The organism is Litchfieldella xinjiangensis, from assembly GCF_000759345.1.
Classification (GTDB): Bacteria; Pseudomonadota; Gammaproteobacteria; order Pseudomonadales; family Halomonadaceae; genus Litchfieldella_A; species Litchfieldella_A xinjiangensis.
Genome location: NZ_JPZL01000001.1, coordinates 854832 through 879572 on the forward strand (window position 1 = coordinate 854832; position 24741 = coordinate 879572).

19 protein-coding genes are annotated in these 24741 nt (G+C 61.8%); 11 read left to right on the forward strand and 8 right to left on the reverse strand.

Features of this window, described 5'->3' with window-relative positions:
* Positions 1-80: 80 nt before the first annotated feature.
* Complete coding sequence (lolA, locus tag JH15_RS04055; RefSeq protein WP_043527252.1) at positions 81-710, reverse strand: outer membrane lipoprotein periplasmic chaperone LolA; 630 nt, start codon at positions 708-710, stop codon at positions 81-83.
* Between the two features lie 155 nt (positions 711-865).
* The gene (locus tag JH15_RS04060) at positions 866-4141 is read right to left on the reverse strand and encodes a DNA translocase FtsK 4TM domain-containing protein (RefSeq protein WP_043527255.1); all 3276 of its coding nucleotides are present in this window, start codon (positions 4139-4141) and stop codon (positions 866-868) included.
* A gap of 154 nt (positions 4142-4295) precedes the next feature.
* Here JH15_RS04060 and aat point away from each other — a divergent pair, with 154 nt between their 5' ends.
* The 3 genes from aat to infA all read left to right on the forward strand — a co-directional run bounded on the left by aat (position 4296) and on the right by infA (position 6116).
* Entirely contained in the window at positions 4296-5048 is a 753-nt protein-coding gene (gene aat / locus JH15_RS04065; RefSeq protein ID WP_081948866.1) for a leucyl/phenylalanyl-tRNA--protein transferase, read from the forward strand.
* A complete protein-coding gene (locus tag JH15_RS04070) occupies positions 5038-5775 on the forward strand; it encodes an arginyltransferase (RefSeq protein WP_043527257.1) in 738 nt (245 codons plus the stop codon). Before aat ends, JH15_RS04070 begins: the two co-directional genes overlap by 11 nt.
* Positions 5776-5897: 122 nt before the next feature.
* The gene (gene infA, locus JH15_RS04075; protein WP_013332816.1) at positions 5898-6116 is read left to right on the forward strand and encodes a translation initiation factor IF-1; all 219 of its coding nucleotides are present in this window, start codon (positions 5898-5900) and stop codon (positions 6114-6116) included.
* 135 nt (positions 6117-6251) lie between these two features.
* Here the strand turns inward: infA and clpA are convergent, their stop codons facing one another.
* The 3 genes from clpA to JH15_RS04090 all read right to left on the reverse strand — a co-directional run bounded on the left by clpA (position 6252) and on the right by JH15_RS04090 (position 11495).
* The gene (gene clpA, locus JH15_RS04080) at positions 6252-8522 is read right to left on the reverse strand and encodes an ATP-dependent Clp protease ATP-binding subunit ClpA (protein ID WP_043527260.1); all 2271 of its coding nucleotides are present in this window, start codon (positions 8520-8522) and stop codon (positions 6252-6254) included.
* 143 nt (positions 8523-8665) lie between these two features.
* A complete protein-coding gene (clpS, locus tag JH15_RS04085) occupies positions 8666-9004 on the reverse strand; it encodes an ATP-dependent Clp protease adapter ClpS (protein WP_231566367.1) in 339 nt (112 codons plus the stop codon).
* 256 nt (positions 9005-9260) lie between these two features.
* Positions 9261-11495 (reverse strand): NADP-dependent isocitrate dehydrogenase, encoded by a 2235-nt coding sequence (locus JH15_RS04090; RefSeq protein ID WP_043527266.1) that lies wholly within the window; start codon positions 11493-11495, stop codon positions 9261-9263.
* A 342-nt stretch (positions 11496-11837) separates the two neighbouring features.
* On the opposite strand from JH15_RS04090, the gene JH15_RS04095 reads away from it, so the two are divergent.
* Positions 11838-12437 carry a pseudouridine synthase gene (locus tag JH15_RS04095; RefSeq protein WP_043527269.1) on the forward strand — a complete coding sequence of 200 codons (600 nt, stop codon included), beginning with the start codon at positions 11838-11840 and terminating at the stop codon, positions 12435-12437.
* Positions 12434-12883, forward strand: a complete 450-nt coding sequence (locus tag JH15_RS04100; RefSeq protein WP_043527270.1) for an NUDIX domain-containing protein — start codon at positions 12434-12436, stop codon at positions 12881-12883. The genes JH15_RS04095 and JH15_RS04100 overlap by 4 nt, the downstream gene beginning before the upstream one ends.
* A 9-nt stretch (positions 12884-12892) precedes the next feature.
* Here the strand turns inward: JH15_RS04100 and JH15_RS04105 are convergent, their stop codons facing one another.
* The 3 genes from JH15_RS04105 to JH15_RS17450 form a co-directional block, all read right to left on the reverse strand.
* Positions 12893-15925 (reverse strand): efflux RND transporter permease subunit, encoded by a 3033-nt coding sequence (locus JH15_RS04105; protein ID WP_043527272.1) that lies wholly within the window; start codon positions 15923-15925, stop codon positions 12893-12895.
* Positions 15922-16989: an efflux RND transporter periplasmic adaptor subunit gene (locus JH15_RS04110; protein ID WP_043527274.1), complete on the reverse strand. Its 1068-nt coding sequence runs from the start codon at positions 16987-16989 to the stop codon at positions 15922-15924. The genes JH15_RS04105 and JH15_RS04110 overlap by 4 nt, the downstream gene beginning before the upstream one ends.
* A gap of 70 nt (positions 16990-17059) precedes the next feature.
* Positions 17060-17677, reverse strand: coding sequence for a TetR/AcrR family transcriptional regulator (locus JH15_RS17450; RefSeq protein WP_052383884.1), 618 nt, complete (start codon positions 17675-17677; stop codon positions 17060-17062).
* 125 nt (positions 17678-17802) lie between these two features.
* Here JH15_RS17450 and mnmA point away from each other — a divergent pair, with 125 nt between their 5' ends.
* The 6 genes from mnmA (at position 17803) to JH15_RS04145 (ending at position 24664) form a co-directional block, all read left to right on the forward strand.
* On the forward strand, positions 17803-18930 hold the full coding sequence (mnmA, locus tag JH15_RS04120) for a tRNA 2-thiouridine(34) synthase MnmA (RefSeq protein ID WP_269319783.1): 1128 nt from the start codon (positions 17803-17805) through the stop codon (positions 18928-18930).
* Positions 18927-19577, forward strand: a complete 651-nt coding sequence (gene hflD, locus JH15_RS04125) for a high frequency lysogenization protein HflD (RefSeq protein WP_043527278.1) — start codon at positions 18927-18929, stop codon at positions 19575-19577. The genes mnmA and hflD overlap by 4 nt, the downstream gene beginning before the upstream one ends.
* 38 nt (positions 19578-19615) lie before the next feature.
* Entirely contained in the window at positions 19616-20980 is a 1365-nt protein-coding gene (gene purB, locus JH15_RS04130) for an adenylosuccinate lyase (RefSeq protein WP_043527280.1), read from the forward strand.
* 42 nt (positions 20981-21022) lie between these two features.
* Complete coding sequence (locus tag JH15_RS04135) at positions 21023-22222, forward strand: cupin domain-containing protein (protein ID WP_043527283.1); 1200 nt, start codon at positions 21023-21025, stop codon at positions 22220-22222.
* Entirely contained in the window at positions 22219-22656 is a 438-nt protein-coding gene (locus JH15_RS04140; protein WP_043527285.1) for a GNAT family N-acetyltransferase, read from the forward strand. The genes JH15_RS04135 and JH15_RS04140 overlap by 4 nt, the downstream gene beginning before the upstream one ends.
* Before the next feature lie 409 nt (positions 22657-23065).
* Positions 23066-24664, forward strand: a complete 1599-nt coding sequence (locus JH15_RS04145; protein WP_043527287.1) for an isocitrate lyase — start codon at positions 23066-23068, stop codon at positions 24662-24664.
* Positions 24665-24741: the final 77 nt, after the last annotated feature.

The following is a 24741-nucleotide window of genomic DNA, read 5'->3' on the forward strand; positions in this document are numbered from 1 at the left end:
AACCACTTGATTGCCCGGCGTTCCAGCAGGGCTCATCGTGCTGAATTGTCAGATTCGATGCCCTTTTGGGGATGCTCGCTTCACCGACCTTCGCGGATCACATCCGCCCCCTCCGGTATCGCAAACCGGAAACGCGCATCGTCAATGCTGGGATTGATCTGAACGTCATCGAAGCGAATTGCGGTACGCTGCCCCGTACTGTCGGTCATCTGCAGCATGCCCAACCGCTCGCTCTCGAAGGTCATCTTGAGTTCCTCGAACAGCGTATCGGCATCGCGTGGCATCAGGGTAAACGTCTCTGACGAGCCTTGCTGCTGCCGGCTGACCTCGTAGCTCTCGGTCAATTGAGAGGCGCTGCCGGACAGCAGCAAGGCAGGCGTGTGTGTCACCCGGGTATCGAGGGGCTGAACGGTGACCTGCTCCAGATCGGGGTCGTGCAGATAGATGTCTTCTCCATCTGAAACCACTACCTGGCGATACGGGGCATCGACCTCCCAGCGGAACTTGCCCGGCCGCGACAGCCACATCTGGCCCCGGGCCTGCTGCAAGCGTTGACCACTGCTATCGAGGATCTGCTGTTCGAAATCCGCGGCATAGGTCTGCATCGGCTCCAGCAAGCGCGAGAGGCGCTCGGCGCCCTGATCGGCCAGGGCGGAGACCGGCATCACCAATGCCAATGACAAGCCCAGCAGCGACGACATCACTTTCATGCTTACTCCCTATTCGGTGTGCCCGAAACAATGGCTGTACCCGGTTCGATGGTAGCGACCAAATAATGGGTCTGCCGTTATGACTACAAGACGAAGGCGGGGTTGCACCCGCCTTCGTCTTTCCTCGTTTGCTGCACACTCGGCACCGGTGGAGGTCAATCGCCCACCGGGGGCGGCGCAAGGACTTCACGGCTTCCGTTACTGCCCATCGACGAAACCACGCCAGCGCCTTCCATCGACTCGACCAGCCTTGCCGCCCGGTTATAGCCGATCTTGAAACGCCGCTGAACGGCAGAAATCGAGGCGCGGCGAGACTCGGTCACGAACATCACCGCTTCGTCATAGAGCGCATCCTGTTCGGCATCATCGCCCTCCGCGCCGTCGGACTCGAGCCCCGTCAGTGCATCGGCCGAGACGCCGCCAGAGAGAATCTCCTCGATGTAGTCCGGTTCCCCGCGCCGTTTCCAGTCCTCGACCACACGGTGCACCTCGTCATCGTCGACGAAGGCGCCATGCACACGCATCGGCAGGCCGGCACCGGCGGGCAGGTAAAGCATGTCACCATGCCCCAGCAGGTTCTCGGCGCCGCCCTGGTCGAGAATGGTCCGGGAATCGACCTTGGACGATACCTGGAACGCCATGCGCGTAGGTATGTTGGCCTTGATAAGACCGGTGACCACATCGACCGAGGGCCGCTGCGTCGCCAGGATCAGGTGGATACCCGCTGCCCGCGCCTTCTGCGCCAAACGTGCGATGAGTTCTTCGACCTTCTTGCCGACGATCATGAACATGTCAGCGAATTCGTCGATCACCACCACGATGTAAGGCAGCTTTTCCAGTACCGGCGGCTGCTCATGCATCTGCCAGGGCTGCGGTTCCCAGAGCGGGTCGGCGACCTGGGCGCCTGCGCGCTCGGCCTCTTCCAGCTTGGCATTGAAGCCTGCGATGTTGCGCACGCCCATGGCCGCCATCAGCTTGTAGCGACGTTCCATTTCGGCCACGCACCAACGCAACGCATTGGCGGCCTCCTTCATGTCGGTCACTACCGGGGCCAAAAGATGAGGAATGCCGTCGTAGACCGATAGCTCCAGCATCTTCGGGTCGACCATGATCATGCGAACGTCGTCAGGCGTGCCCTTGAGCAGCATCGATATCAACATGCCGTTGACCCCGACCGACTTGCCCGACCCGGTCGTACCCGCCACCAGCAGGTGTGGCATCTTGCCCAGGTTGGCGACGACAGGCGCCCCGCCGATGTCCTGGCCCAGGGCCAGGGTCAGCGCCGAATCGGCTTCCTGGTAACGATCGGAATCGATGACCTCACGCAGGCGGATCATGGCCCGATGCGGGTTGGGAATTTCGATACCCACCGTGGGCTTGCCGGGAATGATTTCCACTACCCGCACGCTCTTGACCATCAGCGAACGCGCCAGGTCCTTGGCCAGGTTACTGATCTTGGAGACCTTGACCCCTGCCGCCGGCCTGATTTCAAAGCGGGTAATCACCGGCCCTGGCCAGGTTTCGACCACCTCGGCCTTGACGCCATATTCGCGCAGGCGAACCTCGAGCAACTCGGCCATATCAGCCAATTGCTCGGGGGTATAGTTGGGCTGGTGTGCCTCGGCCGGTGTCAGCAAGCGCAAGCTGGGCACATCCCCGTCGGGCTCCGGCAGGTTATCCATCACCGGACGCTGGCTCTGTAGGTGCTCGACGGTCCAGAGGGCAGGGCCCTCCGGCTCGCGAGCGGCAGCGCGCCCCTGCTCGGCGGTGGCCATCCGAGGCGGCTCGGGAATGTCGGTGAGCCCCGCGTCATTGTCGCTATCGGCGGGGTGGGCAACGTCGTCTTCCTGAGACGGCTCAACGTGGTCGTTACGCGCTTCCACTCCCCTATCGGCATTCGCCGATGCCTCAGGCGTCGGCCTGACCGGACGATCGACAGGCGCTTCGGTACGCACCGGCTCGGCGGGCTCGTCCTCGCTTTCGGACCAGCCGATACGTGGTTCGTCCGCGGGCGCATCATCCCAATCAGCGTCGCCCCAACTCACCAGGCTCGGCTCACGTTTCTCGCTGCGCGGCGTGGAAGGCGGCGAGGAAGCTGAAGAGGCCCACGCCGCTGTCGCCGGGTCGCGAACCGGCTCGCTCTGAGAAACCGCAGGTGGCTTCTCCACCTCCGACTTTGCTTCCGCCTCATCGGCTGCAGAGAGTTGCGACTGAGACGTCTCGGGGCGAGCCTCTTCCCGCTCTGCCCGAAGTGACACGCCGGCCCATGCCGGCTCATCGTCGTCGGGAAGTACGGGGTCGGGAATGGTTTCAGGTACCTTCGATGAAGGACGCGAGGCGCTGTCGCCAGCAGTAGGAGACGCCACTTCACTGGCAGACCGCACTGACGGGGTCGATGCCGGCGGCATCGGTGCGGAAGTCTCGCGTTGCGCAGTCGTCGGCTCGCGAGTTTCATGCGTCGCTTCGCGAGGATCCGTACGCGCTGCAACGGTCTGACGATCATAGGCAGCTTCCGGCGCGGTCTTGGCGGAAGGCGTTCGTGCCGGAATCTCCCAGGGAATATCGGTACCCCTGTCAGTCTCCAGCCCGGGCTCACGACGCGCCGAACCGGCAGTCGCCGTAGCTGTTTCAGTGAAATCGATGTCTTCGTTGCGCCGCCGCCAGGGCATCAACCGGTGCCACCAGCGTGCTCCTTCGTCATCCGCCTCTGTGTGCGTATCTTCCGGCACCTCCTCGCGATGGGCGGTTTCTGCCTCGCTTCCTGCACGAATCCCGCCAACCTGTCCGGTCAGCCAGTTCCAGAACCCCATGAGACGATGCCCCAACTCATCCATGACCGTGAGCCAGGAGAGCCCCGAAAAGAGCGGAAAGCCGCACAGGAACGCGACCAGCGCCAGCAACGTGGTGCCGTGAGGGCCCACCAGGGGCATCAGACTCAAGGCCAGGCCTTCACCCAGAATGCCGCCTGCCGCATAGGGCAACTCGCTCTGGGGATGATAGAAATGCACGGCCCCCAGCGTGGTGGTGCTCAATAGCAACAGCACCAGCCCGCCGGAACGCACCGCCAGCGTCGTCGCATCCCAGACATATTCCACCTGACGTGAACGCACCAGGCGCCAGGCAGCGAACCCGAGCATGCCGGGAAGCCACAAGGCACTGGCACCGAATAGCGAATACAGGACGTCGGCAAGCCAGGCGCCGATCGGGCCCATCCAGTTGGCGACACGCGTCTCCGGGCCGCTATGCGACCAACCGGGGTCCCCAGGCTGGTAACTGAATAGCGCCAGGAGCAGGAATACACAGGCCGCGAGAAGCAGGATGATCACTCCTTCGCGGGATGCGCCTTGAAGGCGCACGACAAAGCGCTTGGCTTGTTCCTTTGCCTGGGACGCCGACACACGGCGTGCCGCAGTCTTTTTGTTGACACTCAAGTGGCCATCCCCCTTGCGCCACGAACGGCGTCTGACTGATCGATCGAACTGGCGCCATCATACCGGGGGATTGCCCTGTGGCACAGGGTCCGAAGCGCTTGAGGCAGTGCCAAAAGCCGGTACACTGGCGCAGACTCACTGATGGCTGCCTGCGATGCTTCCCTGGCTTTCCTCCGACCGCGTCACTTTTCCTGATGTAAGCAAGGCACTGCGCGACCCCGATGGCTTGTTGGCGGCCGGCGGCGCGCTTACACCGGACTGGCTGCTGGCCGCGTATCGACGCGGCATCTTCCCCTGGTACAGCGATGGACAACCGATCCTGTGGTGGAGTCCGGATCCTCGCATGGTGCTGTTTCCCCAAGAAGTAACCATCCGTCGGAGCCTGGCCAAACGAATCCGCAATGGCGGTTTCACAGTCACGCTCGATCGCGATTTCGGTGCAGTCATCGAGGCTTGCGCCCATAGCCGCATGGATCAGGAAGGCACCTGGATCACACCTGAGATGACCGCTGCCTACCTCTCGCTTCACAATCTGAGCTACGCGCATTCGTTCGAGGTCTGGCGCGAGGAACGCCTGGTTGGCGGGTTGTATGGCGTGGCGCTTGGCAATGTCTTCTTCGGTGAATCGATGTTCACTCGCGAGCCCGATGCCTCCAAGGTGGCCCTGGTGCATCTGGCCCGCCATCTGCAGGCACGTGGGCAAGGGTTGATCGACTGCCAGATGCATACCCACCACCTGGCGAGCATGGGCGCACGCGATATCGCCCGCGCAGACTTCCTCGACTATCTTGATAGTTATACCCAGACAGGCCCGCGGAGCTTTGCCGAGGTGCGAGTGATGGAGTTGTCCGAACATGCCGGTGACAGGAGCGTCACCGCACAAGGAGGCGGTAAACGTGAGCAGTAGAGCGCCGCAACAGCCAGTTCGGGATCTGCGTTTCTTTCTGACCGTTCCCCATGCGTGCAGCTATCTGGAGGGGCGAGAGGCCACGACCCTGTTTCTCGACCCTCAGGAGTCGCCTGGGCAAGGCGTCTACGATGCCTTGTCCCTGCTCGGCTTTCGCCGCAGCGGCCGCCACCTTTACCGGCCGCATTGCGACGGCTGCAGCGCCTGTATCTCGGTGCGCATCCCGGTGGACGATTTCCAACCCAGCCGTAGTCAGCGCCGCATCCTCAAGCGCAATCGCGACTTGACCCTGCATGAGCGCCCCGCTCGCTTCTACAGCGAGCATTACGAACTCTATTCGCGCTACATTCGCACGCGTCACGCCGACGGTGACATGTACCCGCCGAGCCACGAGCAATACCGCACCTTCCTGACACTCGATCATCCCTATGCGCGCCTGCTGGAATTTCGCCTGGATGGACGATTGGTCGCAGTCAGCGCCGTGGACCAGCTCGGTCATGGCCTGTCGGCCATTTATACGTTCTTTGAACCGGACCCGGCATTCGATCGCCGCTCCCTGGGCACCCTCGCCGTATTGCGCCTGGTCTCGCTGGCCCAGTCACAAGGGCTCCCCCACCTCTATCTAGGCTATTGGATACGTGAGTGCCGCAAGATGAATTATAAACGAGATTTTCAGCCGCTGGAGTATCTGGATGGACGCCACTGGCGTCGCCTGGTACCGCTATAAGCCCGGCCAGCGCTCGAACATGCCGAGTTTTTTGCCTTGGCGCCCCGCATGCGGCACAATATCGCGCTATCTTGAGTCACATATTGTCTCAGTCCGTCATTGCGTAACGAGGGAATGCCTATATGGCACGTGAAGATCATATCGAAATGGAAGGCGTCGTTGTCGACACTCTTCCCAACACCATGTTCCGCGTCGAGCTGGAAAACGGCCACGTGGTCACTGCCCATATCTCGGGCAAGATGCGCAAGAACTACATCCGTATCCTGACCGGCGACAAGGTCAAGGTCGAGCTGACGCCCTACGACCTGTCCAAAGGCCGCATCGTCTACCGCTCGCGCTAAACGGGCGGCTGCGCCCCTGCGGCGCAAGTCACCGAGCCACACCGGCGTTACTGCTGCCACTAAAAAAACGCCCCGTCATTGCTGACAGGGCGCTGTGTGGTACCTATTAGGTACCTGGCGTTCAGCTCGAGATGATCATGCCACCTCGGCCTCGGTCGCCAGATGTAGTTCACCGCCTTCCACCGTGACGTGTACCACCCCGCCATGTTCGGCCAGTTCACCGAACAGGATCATCTCCGCCAACGGCTTCTTCAGCTTCTCCTGGATCAGGCGCGCCATCGGCCGTGCCCCCATTTCGGGGTCATAGCCCTGCTCCGCCATCCAGCTGCGGGCCGTCTCGTCGACATCCAACTGGACACGCTTCTCGTCGAGTTGCGCCTGAAGCTCGACCAGGAACTTGTCGACCACGTTGCGCACCACTTCGGGGGCCAGCCCGTGGAACGGAATGATGCCATCCAGACGGTTGCGGAACTCCGGCGAGAAGGTCTTGCGAATCACCTCCATGCCATCGGTGGAGTGGTCCTGTGTCTGGAAACCGATCGAGCGACGCGAAATCTGCTCGGCACCGGCATTGGAGGTCATGATCAGGATGACGTGACGGAAATCCGCTTCACGCCCGTTGTTATCGGTCAGGCGGCCGTGATCCATGACCTGCAACAGCAGGTTGAAGACTTCCGGGTGCGCCTTTTCGATCTCATCGAGCAGCAACACGCAGTGCGGCTGCTTGGTGATCGCCTCGGTCAACAGACCGCCCTGATCGTAGCCCACATAGCCTGGCGGTGCCCCGATGAGCCGCGAAACGGTGTGCCTTTCCATGTATTCGGACATGTCGAAGCGCACCAGCTCGATCCCCATGATATGGGCGAGCTGCCGGGCCACTTCGGTCTTGCCGACACCGGTGGGGCCCGAGAACAGGAAGCTGCCAACCGGCTTGTCGGGTGACTTGAGCCCTGCCCGGGAAAGCTTGATCGCGGCGGATAGGCTGGAGATGGCCTCGTCCTGACCGAACACCAGCATTCTCAGGTCACGATCGAGATTCTCGAGCAGCTTGCGGTCGGAGCTCGACACGCTCTTCGGCGGAATCCGCGCGATTGAGGCGACGACGGCTTCCACCTGCTCCACATCGATCGTATCGACGCGCACTTCAGGCGGCAGCAGACGCTGGTGAGCCCCGGCCTCGTCGATTACATCGATGGCCTTGTCCGGCAGATGCCGGTCGTTGATGTAACGATCGGCAAGCCGTACCGCGCTTTCCAGCGCACCGTCGGTGTACTTGAGACGATGGTGCTCCTCGAAGCGGCCACGCAGCCCCCGCAGGATGCGAATGGTGTCGTCGACAGAGGGCGCCATGACATCCACCTTCTGGAAACGACGTGCCAAGGCACGATCCTTCTCGAAGATGCCACGGAATTCCTGAAAGGTCGTCGAGCCAATGCAGCGCAGCTCACCGGAAGAGAGCAGCGGCTTGAGCAGGTTGGACGCATCCATCACGCCACCCGAGGCCGCACCGGCACCGATCACGGTGTGAATCTCGTCAATGAACAGGACGGCATTGGGCTGCTTCTTGAGTTCGGCAAGCAAGCTCTTTAGCCGCTTTTCGAAATCGCCGCGGTACTTGGTACCGGCAAGCAGCGCGCCCATGTCGAGCGAGTAGACCACCGCATCGGCGATCACGTCGGGCACGTCTTCCTCGACGATACGCTTGGCCAGGCCTTCGGCGATGGCGGTCTTGCCGACACCGGCTTCACCGACCAACAAGGGGTTGTTCTTGCGGCGACGAGCAAGGATCTGCACTACGCGCTCGAGCTCATGGTCGCGGCCAATCAGCGGATCGATCTTGCCCAGGCGTGCCTGTTCGTTGAGGTTGGTCGCATAACCCGTCAATGGGTGGGCATTGCCCTCACTGACGCCATCCTCAGCGTCCTCGGCGTCAGGTGACGGAGACGACGAAGGATTCTGGCCATGTCCGGACACCTTGGAGATACCGTGAGCGATGTAGTTGACGGCATCCACGCGAGCCACGTTCTGCTGCTTGAGGAAGTAGACCGCCTGGCTCTCCTGCTCGGAGAAGATGGCGACCAGCACATTGGCGCCGGTCACTTCGGATTTGCCCGAGGACTGCACGTGGAATACCGCGCGCTGGAGAACCCGTTGGAAGCCCAGCGTCGGCTGAGTCTCACGGTCTCCCTGGTCTTCGGGGATCAAAGGCGTTGTAGAGTTGATGAAATCCTGCAAATCGGTACGCAGCTTGTCGAGGTTGGCGCCACAGGCGCGCAACACATCCGCCGCAGAGGCATTGTCCAGCAGAGCCAACAGCAGGTGTTCCACGGTCATGAACTCATGGCGCTTGGAACGCGCCACGGTGAAGGCCGTGTTAAGGGTCAATTCAAGTTCTTTGCTCAGCATGGCAGTCCCCTTCTAGCCGCCTAGGGTATCGGTCGGCATTTCAAAAACCGCATTCTCACCATCGGGCACAATTGCGGGTTTGGCAAGCCGCGCTTGTACCAGCCTCTCTTCTTCCCTGACATCGAGGTAGACCATGCCAGGCGTCAATCGGCCTTATCGATATCGCACAACAACGGATGCTGGCACTCCCTGGCATATTGGTTCACCTGATGGCTTTTCGTTTCCGCGATATCGCGGGTGAAGATGCCACAGGTCGCCTTGCCTTGGGTGTGGACCGCCAACATCACCTGCACCGCCTTCTCGCTATCCATGTTGAAGAAGGTTTGCAGGACTTCAACCACGAACTCCATGGGTGTGAAGTCATCGTTGTGCAACACCACCTTGTAACGCGGTGGTTCGGCCAACTCCGGGTCGGCGGGATCCACGGCCAGGTTGCCGTCGTCTTCCTCTTGCGGCTTCGAAGGCCGCGTCATTCCCGCCATCGCCCGACTCTCGTCAGACGCGTCTGTATAAAACATAAGAGGCACTATCCATCTTCACAAGCCGGGTGAGCGGTTCGGCGTCAACTCTGCTTGGACGCCAAGCGGCTCCCGAGGTTCATTTACAAGATGCGGCCGCCCAAGGGCGTCTGCAAGTCCTGCACACCAAAAACCTGAAAAACGAAGGGCCCCGGCCCGCGGAGAGCGGACAAGGGCCCCAGTATCGAAGCGTGTGCCTAATGCTGATTCGGCAGGCCGATCAGCCCTTGGACACCATCTCCAGCGCCTGGTTGAGCGTTTGACTCGGGCGCATCGCCTGACGGGTCAGGTCATGGTCGGGGTGGTAATAGCCCTTGATATCCACCGGCTGCCCCTGCACCTCGCTGAGTTCCTTGACGATGACGTCCTCCTTGGCTTCGAGCGTCTCGGCCAGGCGCGCAAACAGCGTCTTGAGCTCAGCGTCCTCATCCTGCTCGGCCAGCGCCTTGGCCCAATACATCGCCAGGTAGAAATGGCTGCCGCGATTGTCGAGTTCGCCAACCTTGCGCTTGGGCGACTTGTCGCTGTCCAGGAACTGGCCGTTGGCCTTGTCCAGTGCAGTGGCAAGCAGCTTGGCACGCGTATTGTCGAAAGTGACTCCCAGGTGTTCCAGAGAGGCCGCCAAGGCCAGGAATTCACCCAGTGAGTCCCAACGCAGGTGGTTCTCTTCCAGGAACTGCTGGACATGCTTGGGCGCGGAACCACCGGCACCGGTCTCGAACAGGCCACCACCATTCATCAGCGGTACCACGGACAGCATCTTGGCGCTGGTGCCGAGTTCCATGATCGGGAACAGGTCGGTCAGGTAGTCGCGCAGGACGTTGCCGGTCACCGAGATGGTGTCCTTGCCGTCGCGGATCCGCTCCAGCGAGAAGCGCATGGCGTCTTCCGGAGCCATGATGCGGATGTCCAGACCGCTGGTGTCATGATCCTTGAGATAACGCTCGACCTTCTGGATCAACTGGGCATCATGTGCGCGGTTCGCATCCAGCCAGAACACCGCCGGCGTATCGCTGGCGCGGGCACGGGTCACGGCCAGCTTGACCCAATCCTGGATCGGGGCATCCTTGGTCTGGCACATGCGCCAGATGTCGCCCTTCTCGACCGCGTGCTCGAACACCACGTTGCCGTTGGTATCGGTGACACGCACGGTGCCCTCGGCAGGAATCTCGAAGGTCTTGTCGTGGGAGCCGTACTCTTCGGCCTTCTGCGCCATCAGGCCAACGTTGGGTACGCTACCCATGGTGGTCGGATCGAAGGCGCCGTTCTTCTTGCAGTCCTCGATCACGATCTGGTAGATGCCGGCATAGCAGCGGTCGGGGATCACTGCCTTGGCGTCGTGCAATTGATCGTCGGCGCCCCACATCTTGCCTGAATCGCGAATCATCGCCGGCATGGAGGCATCGATGATGATGTCGCTGGGCACGTGCAGGTTGGTGATGCCCTTGTGGGAATTGACCATGGCCAGCGGCGGGCGCTGCTCGTACAGGGCCTGGATATCCGACTCGATCTCGCGCTGCTTGTCTTCAGGCAGTGACTGGATGGAGGAATACAGGTCGCCGATACCGTTATTCGCATCGAACCCGACCTGCTCCAGCGCATCGGCATGCTTATCCAGCACGTCGCCATAGAACTCACGTACGACCAGACCGAACATGATGGGGTCGGACACCTTCATCATGGTGGCCTTGAGGTGCAGCGAGAACAGGATGTTCTGGGCCTTGGCGTCCTGGATTTCGTCGGCCACGAAACGACGCAGTGCCTGGCTGCTCATTACCGCGCCATCGACGACCTCGCCGGCGAGAACGGGGGTCTTTTCCTTCAGTACTCGGCTGCTGCCATCGCTGCCGACCAGCTCGATCTTGAGGCTATCTTCGGACTCGATCAGGGCAGATTTCTCGCTGCCATAGAAGTCGCCCTGCTGCATGTGAGCCACGTGCGACTGGGAGTCGCTGCTCCATTCGCCCATGCGATGCGGATACTTGCGGGCGTATCCCTTGACCGATTGCGGAGCGCGACGATCGGAGTTGCCCTCACGCAAAACCGGGTTGACGGCGCTACCCTTGGTCTTGTCGTAGCGGGCCTTGATGTCCTTCTCTTCGTCACTCTGCGGCTCTTCCGGGTAATTGGGGAGCGCGTAACCCTGCTGCTGCAGCTCCTTGATGGCCGCCTTGAGCTGCGGCGTGGAAGCACTGATATTGGGCAGCTTGATGATGTTGGCTTCGGGGGTCTTGGCCAGTTCGCCTAGCTCGGCCAGATGGTCCCCGAGACGCTTGTCTTCGCTCAGGTAATCGGGGAACTGCGAAATGATACGGCCGGCCAGTGAAATATCACGGGTCTCGACCTCGATTCCGGCAGGATCGGTGAAGGCATCGATGATCGGCAGCAGCGAATGGGTCGCCAGTGCGGGTGCCTCGTCGGTCAGCGTGTAGATAATCTTCGGCGTTTTAGACATATCAGCGTTAATCTCTCTTGGTCACAGCAGTTACGAAGCTAGCCAGGTACGCAGTGGCTCAGGAGGCGATCGCACGTATCGGATGCCGGGAACCAGGCAGGCATCGCGTCTCTCGACGAGACAGTGAGCGCGCTAACGCTCAGGCGATAGTGCTCGGGCCACAGTGTCGGGGTCGCCCTGCAGGGACAGGACTCGGCGGTCCGTGATGACGGGAGCGACCCAAGAATTCACGCGGAAGTATATCAGCCCAGGCTCTCCCGCGCATGGAGAATGTCGACAATCGCGCCCCAGCGGGAACCCGCCCTGTCCCTGCGCAGGCAAAAACGGCAAGATACCTAGATCATGAGCTCGCTATACCTGCTACATAAGCCCTTTCGCATGCTTTCCCAATTCACCGACGATCAGGGACGTGCGACACTCGCCGATGTCATCGATGTTCCCGGTATCTATGCCGCCGGGCGCCTCGATTACGACTCGGAGGGACTGTTGCTGCTCACCGATGACGGCGCGCTGATCCATCGCATCAGTGATCCACGCCACAAGCAGCCCAAGACCTACTGGGTCCAGGTGGAGGGCGAGCCAGGCGATGCTGCCCTTGACGCGCTTCGCCAGGGCGTGACACTGAAGGATGGACTCACACGCCCGGCCCGGATCAAACGCCTGGATGCGCCAGCCGTCGCACCGCGTCAGCCGCCCATACGTCAGCGCGAGAATGCGCCCACGAGCTGGCTCGAGATCACCCTGAGCGAGGGCCGCAACCGGCAGGTGCGCCGCATGACCGCCCATGTGGAGCACCCCACCTTGCGGCTGATCCGAGTGGCCATCGGCCCGTGGCGGTTGGCAGAATTGAAAGCGGGCGAATGGCGCCGAGAGACACTGCATGCCCCGGCCGCCCACCCCGACAGGCGCACCCCATCCCGACGCACGAGGAGAGGCCGATGAAACGCTGGACACCCCGTGTCACCGTGGCGACCGTGGTCGAGCGGGCCGGACGCTATCTGCTGGTCGAAGAGGATCGCGGCGGCCCCTTCACACTGTTCAACCAGCCCGCCGGCCACCTGGAGCCGGGAGAGACGATCCTCCAGAGCGCCGAGCGTGAAGTGCGCGAGGAGAGTGCCTGGCGTGTCGGCATCACCGATTATCTGGGGCTCTACGTCTACGAAGCCCGCGACGGACTGACCTTCCATAGCCATGCCTTCGTCGGCATGGCCCTGGCGCACCTAGGCAATGCCCTGGATCCCGCCATCCTCGCCACGCACTGGGTTACCTTCGACGAACTCGAAGACTTGGACCGTGCCGGGCGCCTGCGCAGCCCGCTTGTCATAAGACGCGTCCGTGACGCTCGCCTGGGCCGCGTGTTCCCCATGGACGTTATCCACGAGCGCTGATCCTGACCGTCACGCTTCGCGCCACGATTCCCGAACTGACGGCTCGCGCTCCATCAGCCGATACAGCGCGGGGATGACCACCAAGGTAAGCAGGGTCGAGGCCATCAGGCCCGAGATGATCGACCACGCCATGGGCGGCCACAACGTCGACTCGGTCATGGTCAACGGGACCAGGCCCACGATCGTGGTCGCGGTGGTCAGCAGGACCGGCCGGATGCGTCGCTCCACGGCACCGACGACAGCTTCTCTCAATGCCATGCCCGCCTGACGATTCGCATTCATCACGTCGATGAGTACGATGGCGTTGTTCACCACGATACCGACCAGCGCCACGACGCCCAGGATGGCCGTGAATCCGAACGGCTGCTGAGTCAGCCATAATCCAGGGATCACCCCGACAGCGGCTAGCGGCACCGTAACCAAGACGATGGCCAACTGCCGGAATGAATTGAATTGGGCCAGCAGGAACACGATCAGCAGCAACGCCCCGAACGGCAAGGTATGGAATAGCGCGGCATTGGCATCTCCGGCCGACTCGGCGAGCCCGCCGATATCGAAGCTTATGCCCGCTGGCAACGCCAAGGCACCGAGCCGCGGCGTGAGGTCTGCCAGGACACCGGCATAGGTGTAATCGTCTGCCACCTCGGAGAGCACCAGCGTCATGCGTCTCAGGTCACGATGATTGATGATCGCCGGTTGCCAGATCGTTTCCAGCTGGGCCAGTTCGCCCAACGGCACACTTTCGCCGGAAGCCGCCTTAAGGCGCAGCCCCGCCAGGCCAGCGCTGGGGAAGCGTTCCCCTTCCGGCGAGCGAATCACGAGCGGCACCGGATCCCGGCCCGCCCGCCAGGTACTGAACTCCCCTCCACGGCTCGCCACCGCCAAGGCGCTGGCGACATCCTGTCGGGTTACGCCAAACAGGGCAGCCCGTGCATCGTCTACCGTCACCCTGAGTGTCGCCAGGCCCTCGCCCAATCGGTGTCTGGCATCCAGCGCACCGGGAGTGGCACGCACTTCGGCCAGAATACGTTCAGCCGCCTCGGCCAGGTCCTCGGTATCGTCGCCATAGACATGGATTTCGATCGGTGCTTCCACGGGAGGCCCCTGGCCCAGCCGCCTCGCCACCACTTCGGCGTCGGGCATCCGCTCGGCCGCCTCACGACGTACCCACCCCATCAAGGGGCCCAAGGCGCCGGCATCCGTGGTCTCGACCACCAGCCTTGCCAGATGTGCCTGGCGCGGCTGCTCGGCCAGGTTGTAATAGAAGCGCGGCCCACTGAAACCGGCAAAGCGGTGGATGCGTTCGACACCCGGCTGCGAGCGCAAGGCATCGGCCAGGGTCGCCGCCTGATGCGCACTGTGATCCAGATGGGTTCCTTCGGGAAAGTGCAGATCGACCACCATCTGGTTGCGATCCGTGTCGGGAAAGAAGTTGTGATTGAGCAGAGGCAGCATCGCCAAGGCACCGATAAGCATGATCGCCGCACCCAGCAACACCCCGGCCGGATGACTGACAGCAAAGCGGCCGATCCACTGCCCCATCGCCTGGATCGGTTGATATCGGGCCGGCGGTCGCGGACGCAGGATGGCGGCAGCGAAGATCGGCGTGACGAAGACGGCATACACATAGCTGACCGCCAGCGTCAGCATCACCATGACCGGTATTGCACGGGTGAAGTCGGCCGTGTTGCCCCCCGACAGCAACAGCGGCACGAATGCGGCCAGCGTGGTGCCCGTGGCGGCCAGCAAGGGCGCGGCCAGCTCTTTGACGGAAAGCATGGCCGCCTCGTTGGCAGAACGCCCCTGGTCACGGTGCCACTGGATGTTCTCGACCATGACGATGGCGTTGTCGACCAGCATACCCAGCGCGATAACCATGCCGGCCACCGCGATTTGATGCAGGATGCCGCCGCCCATGGCGTAAAGGGCCAACGAGGAGAAGGTGACCAGGGGCACGATGGCCACCACCGCCAAGCCCAGGCGTAGACCCATCGCCACGAACAACAGGGCGCCAAGAATGGCGATTCCCAGCAATAGCGACTGGCCAAGTTCAGCCAGGCGGCGCTCGACCCAATGAGGCTGATAGAACATCTCGTCGATGGATAACGGGGCGTAGGCCGGACGAAGCTCATCGAGCAGCTCACGCAACTCGCGTCCGAACTCGACGGCATTGAGACGGTTGTCGGGAATCACGATACCCAGCGCAACCGCCGGCGCCCCGTCATGCCACAGCCGCTCAGTGGCGGGCTGTTCGGTCGTACGACTGATACTCGCCAATTCGCCGAGCGGGACCCTGTCGCCACGTGCCGTAATGATCGGTGTTTCCGACAGCTCCTCAAGCGAGCCGAATTCGGTCACGGTATCGAGCACGACGCTACGTCCACCATTGGAAAGCGTGCCACCCGAGGCAGTCAGGTTGCGTGCAGCCAACTGGTCTCCCAGTGCCTGGGCATCGAGCCCCGTCCACGCGGCCACGCTGTCGTCCCAGGTAATCATGACCTGCTCGCCCGGGTCGGCGAACAGTTCGATGCGGGAAATCGCCTTGAGGCGAAACAGATCACGCCGCAATCGATCGGCGGCTTCACGCAGCACGAGCAGGTCCGAATCCCCTGAGACGGCCAGTACGATGCCATGCGCGTCGGAATCGCGATCCCTGACGTCAGGGGTCGCCACCCCCTCGGGAAATTCCCGCCGCGCATCGTCGACGGCAATGCGCACCCGATCCCATACTGCATCGGTATCGTAAACGTGCTCATCGAGGCGCAGCAGAACGTGGGCCACGCCCAGGCGCGCCGTACCGATGATTTCGTGCACGTCCTCTACCTGAGCCAACGCTTCTTCGAGAGGGTTGAGCACCAGCCGTTCGACCTGCTCGGGCTTCGCGCCAGGATAGGGCACCAGCACCTGGCCGAAACGATACGGGAAGAACGGATCTTCCTGTCGATCCATGGTCACCCAGGCAAGCCCCCCTAGCAGAGCTAGCAGGCCCGCCAACGTGAGTACCAAGCGACGGTAATGCAAGGCGGCGTAGAGCAGCTTCATGGCAACACTCGGACCCGATCGCCCTCGACCAATCGCCCCTGGCCGGCGATCACGACGCGCGCGCCGTTGGCCAGGCCGGACTCGACCCCGACCCAATCCCCGGCAAGACGGCCCGGTGTTATCGGCACTTTATGGACGCCATCCTCCTCGTCGAGTGCCAGCACGTGTGGCGCATGCCCACCGGGATCCACAATGGCGGCCAGGGGAATCTGCAGCGAGGCGGTATCGGGAAGCGGGAGATGGACATTGACGGGTTCGCCAGCCCTCAGCCCCTGATTTTCGGATACACCGATGATGATTGGCGCCAAGGCATCGCCGGCGCGCCCGGCACTCGCCACTAGCCCCGTGTATCGGCCGGAGCGTAGCGCAGGAACGATCTCGACCGAGAGTCCTGTCTCGAGACGGGGCACGATCGACGAAGGCAAGCGAATCTCGATTTCGAGGCCCTGTACGCCGACCAACGCCAGTACCGCCTGTCCGGCGCCGATGAAATCCCCCGGCTCGACATAGACATCGGAAACCCACCCATCGAACGGTGCCCTGAGCAGCATTTCACCCACCTGGGCCTCGGCTTCGCTACGCCTTGCCATGGCTTGCTCACGCGCCTGTACTGCCGCCTCGAGTTCAGCGTCAAGCCGGTCGACCTCGGCTGCCGCGACCAGATCGCGCCGACGCAAGTCCCGGGCTCGTTCAAGGTCGCGGCGCAGCTGGCCGATGCGCGCTTCGCTCTCGCCGACCTGTCCTTGGGCTACGGCAAGCGCGGGTTCCAGGGAAGGATTATGCAAGCGTGCCAGTGGCTCGCCCCGGGCAACCCGCTGCCCCCGGGTGACCATTCGCTCGGCCAGGGTGCCGGCCTGCAGGAATGCCGGCTCGGCACGGTCGGCGGCACGCACCACTCCAGGGAACCGATACCAGGTTTCGGCGGCAGCCGAACGAACCTCCGCCACGCGAACGGCCACGCGGGTGTCCGAGACAGGCGAAGGCGCCGCGGTGGTGGTGTCGCATCCCGCAATGGCCAGACTGATACCGGCGAAGACGAAGGCCGCTATAAGATTCTTGTTCATGTTATTGCCCTCTAACAAACTGGTCGACCAGTCAATTAAAAGCCCGCCAGGTCATGCCGGCAGACGCCCTTCACTGGCGGGGTGTCATGCCTTCCATGAAAATTTTCAGGTAATCCTCGAGAAACGCTTCGTCATCCCCGATACCGGGCCAATGGGCGTGATGACTGCGCGCTTCGAACCACTGCGTACAGGTCATCACGAAGCTGGCGATGACGTGAGTCGGGTTGACGTCGTCACGCAGCGCACCGCGCTGCTGCGCCTGGCGAATCCACTTGGCCCCCGCCTCGACCAGCGAGCGGTCCATCTCACCGCAGGCTGCGTCCTCCTCGAGGTGGGCCCAGGCGAATAGCCGAACCACCGTGGGGTTGTCCTTGAGGAAGCGAAAGTAGGCAGTGACCGAATCGCGCAGAAAGTCCGCATCAGGCTCGCCGACGCGCTCGCCCATCGCCATCTGTTCGACGAAGTAGTGCTCGAAGGCGCGCTCCTTGACCGCTTCCCAGAGTCGCTCCTTGCTGCCGAAATGGTGATGGATAAGGCTCTTGGTCACCTCTGCCGCCTTGGCAACCTGACTCATGGAGACCGCCGAGTACCCCTGCTCTACGAACAGTTCGGTTGCCGCCTGCAGAATGCGGGAGCGAGTCAATTCGGGGTCGCGTGTCCCCGCCGGGCTGGGTGTCGTATTCTTCATTTCCGAAATCTAACGCTAACTGGCCGACCGGTCAATTAAACGCTCATGCGACACCCTTTTCCGGCGCTCGAAGCTGAGCGTCATTATGGAGTATAATCCCGCCCCATTTGGCTTCTCACCGATTCATCGATCCGGAAACGCCTATGTCATCCACGGACAAGGTCATCGTCGGCATGTCCGGCGGTGTCGACTCCTCCGTCTCCGCCCTATTGCTGCTAGAGCAGGGCTATCAGGTCGAAGGCCTGTTCATGAAGAACTGGGACGAGGACGATGGTACCGAGTACTGTACCGCCAAGGACGACCTGGCGGATGCCCAGGCGGTATGCGCAACCCTGGGTATCAAGCTGCACACGGCCAACTTCGCGGCCGAGTATTGGGACAACGTCTTCGAGCACTTCCTGGCCGAATACAAGGCGGGGCGCACGCCCAATCCCGATATCCTGTGTAACCGCGAGATCAAGTTCAAGGTCTTCCTCGAGTATGCCGAGATGCTGGGCGCCGAGAAGATCGCTACCGGCCATTACGTTCGCCAGGGCATCCGCGCAGGCCGCCCTCGCCTGCTGAAGGGGCTCGATACCAACAAGGATCAGAGCTACTTCCTGCACGCCGTCCCGGAAGCGGCCATTGCTCGCACGCTGTTCCCGGTCGGCGAACTCGAAAAGCCCGCCGTACGCGAACTGGCCGAACGCCATGGCCTGGCCACCGCCCGCAAGAAGGACTCCACGGGCATCTGCTTCATCGGGGAGCGACGTTTCCGCGACTTCCTGCAGCAGTACCTGCCCGCTCAACCTGGCGTGATCGAGACCCCCGAGGGCGACGTGATCGGCGAGCACATGGGGCTGATGTATTACACCCTGGGGCAGCGTCAGGGGCTGGGCATCGGCGGGCTGGCCGACTACAGCGAAGATCCGTGGTACGTCGCCGCCAAGGACCTCGATCGCAATGTCCTGATCGCCGTCCAGGGCAAGCATCATGACCTGCTTTACAGCGATGGCCTGGTGACCGAGCCGATGGATTGGGTCGCCGGACAAGCGCCCGCCGATGAGGCGCGCCTGACGGCCAAGACCCGTTATCGCCAGAGTGATGTTCCCTGCCGGATGCGCACCACCGCAGAGGGCGGCGTGGAAGTCGTTTTCGACGATCCCCAGCGCGCCGTGACCCCTGGGCAGTCGCTGGTGCTCTACGATGGCGAGATATGCCTAGGCGGCGGTGTCATCCGCTCCACCTGGAAGCGCCCGGAGTCTCCTACATGAACGGCACCACGCCCATCCATCGCGCCCCCGACGATCCCATGGCGCGCCAGGCCCTGGCACTGGCCGGCGTCTTTCAGGCAGCCAGTGTCGTCGATGACCTGGCACGAAACGGCCAGGCCGATGAACGCGCCTGGGGAACGCTGATTCGCGCCACGATCGATACCAATCCAGAGAGCTTCGAGGCGATCTATGGGGGGCACCCCAACTATCTACGCCAAGGGCTCGACACCCTCGAAGCGGTACTGGGGCGCAAGCAGGCCAATCCTGCCGTCCTGCGCTACGGCTTTTCATTGTTGATGCTGATGAACAAGCTGCGCACCAACGACGCCATGCTGGAGACGGTGGGTCAACGGCTCCAGCGTATCCAGAGCCAGGCCCGCCACTTCGACGATCCCACCCACGAAAGCGTGATCGCCGGCCTCGGCGAGCTCTATCAAGAGACGCTTTCGACCTTCAAGTATCGCATCGTGGTGCAAGGCGACCCCGCACGCTTGCAAGAACGCATGATGCCCGAGCGCGTTCGCGCAACGCTGCTTTCCGGCGTTCGCTTCGCCCTGCTCTGGCATCAACAAGGGGGCCGGCGCTGGAAACTGGTGTTTCAGCGCGGCGCCTTGCGGCGTGCCGTCGACCGCCTCGAACGCAGTTGAACCGCTTCGATCAAAAAAGACCTTACGGAACTCCGACCATGCAGCTCTCTTCTCTTACCGCCCTGTCTCCCGTCGATGGCCGCTATGGTGCCAAGGCCGCCGCGCTGCGCGAGCATTTCAGCGAATTTGGCCTGATTCGTGCCCGCGTCACCGTCGAAGTGCGCTGGCTCGAAGCCCTGGCCCAGTTGCCGCAGATTGCCGAGGTGCCCGCGCTCTCCTCCGAGGCCAAGGCGTATCTGGACACATTGGTCCGCGACTTCTCGGAGGCCGACGCGTCACGTATCAAGGAGATCGAGCGCACCACCAACCATGACGTCAAGGCGGTGGAATATTTCATCAAGGAGCGGATCGCCGACCAGCCCGAGCTGCACGCCGTCAGCGAATTCGTGCACTTCGCCTGCACCAGCGAAGACATCAACAACCTGTCGCATGGTTTGATGCTCAAGGATGGCCTGGGTGTCTTGCTGCCGGTGATGCGTGAAGTGATCGACGCCATCGATGCTCTCGCTCACGAACATGCCGCGCTGCCGATGCTCTCGCGCACCCATGGCCAGACGGCAAGCCCCACCACGCTGGGCAAGGAAATGGCTAACGTCGCCTATCGCCTGCGTCGCCAGCTCACGCAGATCGAATCGGTCGAAATCCTCGGCAAGATCAACGGTGCAGTAGGCAACTACAACGCCCACCTGACCACCTACCCCGAGGTCGACTGGGAAGCCAACGCCCAGCGTTTCATCGAAGCCCTGGGGCTGTCGTTCAATCCCTATACCACGCAGATCGAACCGCACGACTATATCGCCGAGCTGTTCGATGCCATTTGCCGCTTCCACACCATTCTGATCGATTTCGATCGTGACGTGTGGGGCTACATTTCGCTGGGCTATTTCAAGCAGCGCACCGTCGAGGGCGAAATCGGCTCCTCGACCATGCCGCACAAGGTCAACCCCATCGATTTCGAGAATTCGGAAGGCAACCTGGGACTGGCAAATGCCATCCTCGGTCATCTCAGTCAGAAACTGCCGATCTCTCGTTGGCAGCGTGACCTCACCGATTCCACGGTGCTTCGCAATCTGGGGGTCGGGCTCGCTTATGGCCTGATCGCCTACCAGGCGTCGCTCAAGGGTGTTTCCAAGCTTGAAGCCAACCCGCAGCGCCTTGCCGAGGATCTCGATTCAAGCTGGGAAGTGCTTGCCGAGCCGATCCAGACGGTCATGCGGCGCTATGGCATCGAAAAGCCTTATGAAAAACTCAAGGAACTGACGCGAGGCAAGCGTATCGACCAGGCCGGCTTCGCCGCCTTCATCGACTCGCTTGAATTGCCCGATGCGGTCAAGAGCGAACTCAAGGCATTGACGCCAGGTCGCTATATCGGCAACGCCGCCGAGCAGGCCAAACGGCTCTGAGCCTGGCCAAACTTCACGCACGCTGTAATGACTGGGGGCCCCATGCCCGATGATGCCTTGACCTTACTGGGTGGCCGTAGCGCCACCGAGTTCCTGCGCGACTACTGGCAACAGAAGCCACTCCTGATTCGTGGCGCCTATCCCGATTTCGAGAGCCCGATCGATCCCAACGATCTCGCCGGCCTCGCCTGCGAGGAAGGCATCGAATCCCGGCTGGTCGAAGAACATGGCAAGGAAGGCCCCTGGCAGGTACGCCATGGCCCCTTCGACGAGAAAGTCTTTGCCGAGTTGCCGGAGCAGGACTGGACCCTGCTGGTCCAGGCAGTGGATCACTACATTCCCGAAGTCGCCGCCTTGCTCGAGGATTTCACCTTTCTGCCCCGCTGGCGACTGGATGACATCATGATCAGCTATGCTCCGCCCGGCGGCAGCGTGGGCCCCCACGTCGACCAGTACGACGTGTTCCTGCTGCAGGCCAGTGGGCGGCGTCGTTGGCAACTCGGCGGCCGGGTCGCGGACGATGCCCCGATCGTTCAGGGCATCGACCTGAAAATACTGGAGCGATTCGAACTCGAGCCCGGGCACGAATGGGTACTGGAGCCGGGCGACATGCTCTACCTTCCGCCCGGATGGGCGCACCACGGGGTTAGCGAGTCCGACGATTGCCTGACCGTCTCAGTGGGCTTCCGCGCTCCCTCGGCAGATGAGGCAATCACCTCTTTCGCCGATTACATGGGAGAAGGGCTCCCCGCCTCGCATCGCTACGCCGATCCTGACATGACGCCGCCCAGCGATCCCGCCGAGCTTGACGACGAGGCACTGGCCCGCATGCGCGCGCTGATTCTGGATACGCTGGATGATCCGGCACAACTGGCCCAATGGTTCGGTCGCGTAATGACCCAGCCCAAGTATGTCGACCAGCTTCAGCCTAGCGAAACCCCCACTGAGGTCGACACGCTTGTTGCCGAATTACATAACGGCGCCGAGATCGAGCGCACCTTGGGCTCGCGTTTCGCCTATCGGCTACATGACGATGGCGAGGCCACCCTGTTCGTCGACGGTGATGGGTTTGCCTGCTCCCCTATCCTGGCGCGGATAATGGCGTCCACCGCGCCCATCGACGCCGACCTGCTGGGCCATGAAGGTGCCGATCGGTTACTGGTTCAGCTGCTCGATCGCGGAAGCCTCAGTTGGCCGATGGACGACGACGAATACGACGACTGGGATGAGGACGACGCATGACGGATGCGCCTCGAGTCCGTATCGAATACGGTGCCTGGGCAGCGCATGGGCCGCTCGCCAGTGAGATTCGCCGCGTGGTGTTCATCGACGAGCAGGCCGTTCCCCAGGAAGAGGAATGGGACGGGCGAGACGATGCCTGTCTGCATTTTCTCGTCTATCTGGACGAGCGCGCCGTGGGAACGGCCCGCCTCCTTCCCGACGGCCATATCGGCCGTGTTGCGTTACTCAAGGAAGCCCGAGGATTGGGGTTGGGGCGTGAGCTCATGCTGGCGACCATTGAAGTGGCGCAGCGCCACGGGCACCGCCGGCTCGAGCTTGCCGCTCAGATACAGGCCTTGGAATTTTATGCTCAGCTGGGTTTCGAGGCTTTTGGCGAGGAATTTCTCGATGCGGGAATTCCGCATCGCAACATGCGACTTCTTCTAGCCGGCTGATTCTCCTGACGTTCTTGAAGCCAACGAAATAAACCTACATAAAAGGGCCCTCCTGGGCCCTTTTGTAGTTTTACTACAACCCTTCCTGCCCCTAAGTAATAATTGTTGAGCCCAGTGTTCATGGGACATAGTGCTACCCAAGACAAGGATAAAACAGTTGTTTAATGCCGGCCTTGTAGTGGAGATAACGACCGGTGTCATTACGACTCCTTGTACGACTAAGGCAGCAATGACAGCTGAAGCAATCGGATCAAAGCTGATATGACTTCGCAGGTGCAGCATGCCCAGAACGTACCTGATAGACGCTTGATGCGATCACGTGGCGAAAACCGCCCGGCTGAATGCCTAGTCCGCGAACCGAACGGCTCGCTGCCAAATGACCATCGCTCACTGAAGAAGGACGGATCCCATGTCAGCTTACCAAGACACGCTCAACAGCATTACCGACCTGTGCAACGCTCAGGCAGGGAAGTGGGACAATATCAACCCCGAATACGTCACTCGCATGCGCCTTCAAAACCGGTTCCGTACCGGCCTCGATATTGCCCGCTACACGGCCGGCATCATGCGCCGCGACATGGCCGAGTACGATGCCGATACCAGCAAATACACCCAGTCGCTGGGCTGCTGGCATGGATTCATTGGCCAGCAGAAGATGATTTCCATCAAGAAGCATCATGGGACGACCAAAGGGCGCTACCTCTACCTGTCCGGCTGGATGATCGCTGCCCTGCGCTCCGAATTCGGCCCCTTGCCAGATCAGTCGATGCACGAGAAGACATCGGTTCCGTCATTGATCGAAGAACTCTACACCTTCCTGCGTCAGGCCGACGCCCGCGAGCTCAACCATTTGTATCATGATCTCGACGATGCACGTGCCAAGGGCGATGAAGTCGGCGCTCGCGCCATACAGGAACGAATCGACAACTACGAAACCCATGTGGTCCCGATCATCGCCGATATCGATGCCGGTTTCGGCAATGAGGAGGCGACCTATCTTCTGGCCAAGAAGATGATCGAAGCCGGAGCCTGCTGCATCCAGCTCGAGAACCAGGTGTCGGACGTCAAGCAATGTGGCCACCAGGACGGCAAGGTCACCGTGCCGCACGAGGATTTCGTGGCCAAGATCAATGCGGTACGCCATGCCTTCCTGGAGCTCGGCGTGGACGACGGCGTCATTGTTGCGCGTACCGACTCGCTGGGTGCCGGGCTGACCCAGAAACTGCCCGTCAGCAATGAAGTCGGTGACCTTGCCTACCAGTACAACAGCTTCCTCGATACGGTACCGATCGAGAATAGCGACGACGTCAACGAAGGCGACATGGTGATCAAGCTCGATGGTGTACTGCGCAAACCGCTGCGCCTGGCCAACGGCCTGTATCGCTTCCGCGCAGGTACCGGCGAAGATCGCGTCGTGCTCGACTGCATCAATGCCCTGCAGAATGGGGCTGACCTGTTGTGGATCGAAACCGAGAAGCCGCACGTGGGCCAGATCGCCAAGATGGTCAACCGCATTCGCGAGGTCGCGCCGGATGCCAAGCTGGTCTACAACAATTCCCCCTCGTTCAACTGGACACTCAACTTCCGTCAACAGGTGTTCGATGCCTGGGAAAAGGAAGGCAAGGATGTATCGGGTTACGAGCGTGACAAGCTGATGAGCGAAGAGTACGACGCTACCGAGCTTGCGGCGCTGGCCGATGAATGGACGCGCAACTTCCAGCGTGACGGCTCGCGCGAGGCCGGTATCTTCCATCACCTGATCACGTTGCCGACCTACCACACCGCGGCACTGTCCACCGATGAACTGGCCAAGGGCTACTTCGGCGAGGAAGGTATGCTCGCCTACGTCAAAGGTGTTCAGCGCCAGGAAATCCGCCGCGGCCTGGCCTGTGTCAAGCATCAGGACATGGCTGGCTCCAGTATCGGTGACGATCACAAGGAGTACTTTGCCGGTGAAGGGGCCCTGAAGGCGGGTGGCAAGGACAACACCATGAACCAGTTCGGCTAAACGGCACGGCCGGCAGGCTAGGTATCAAAGGGAGGCTTCGGCCTCCCTTTTTGTTGCTTGATCGCTGCACACTCTTT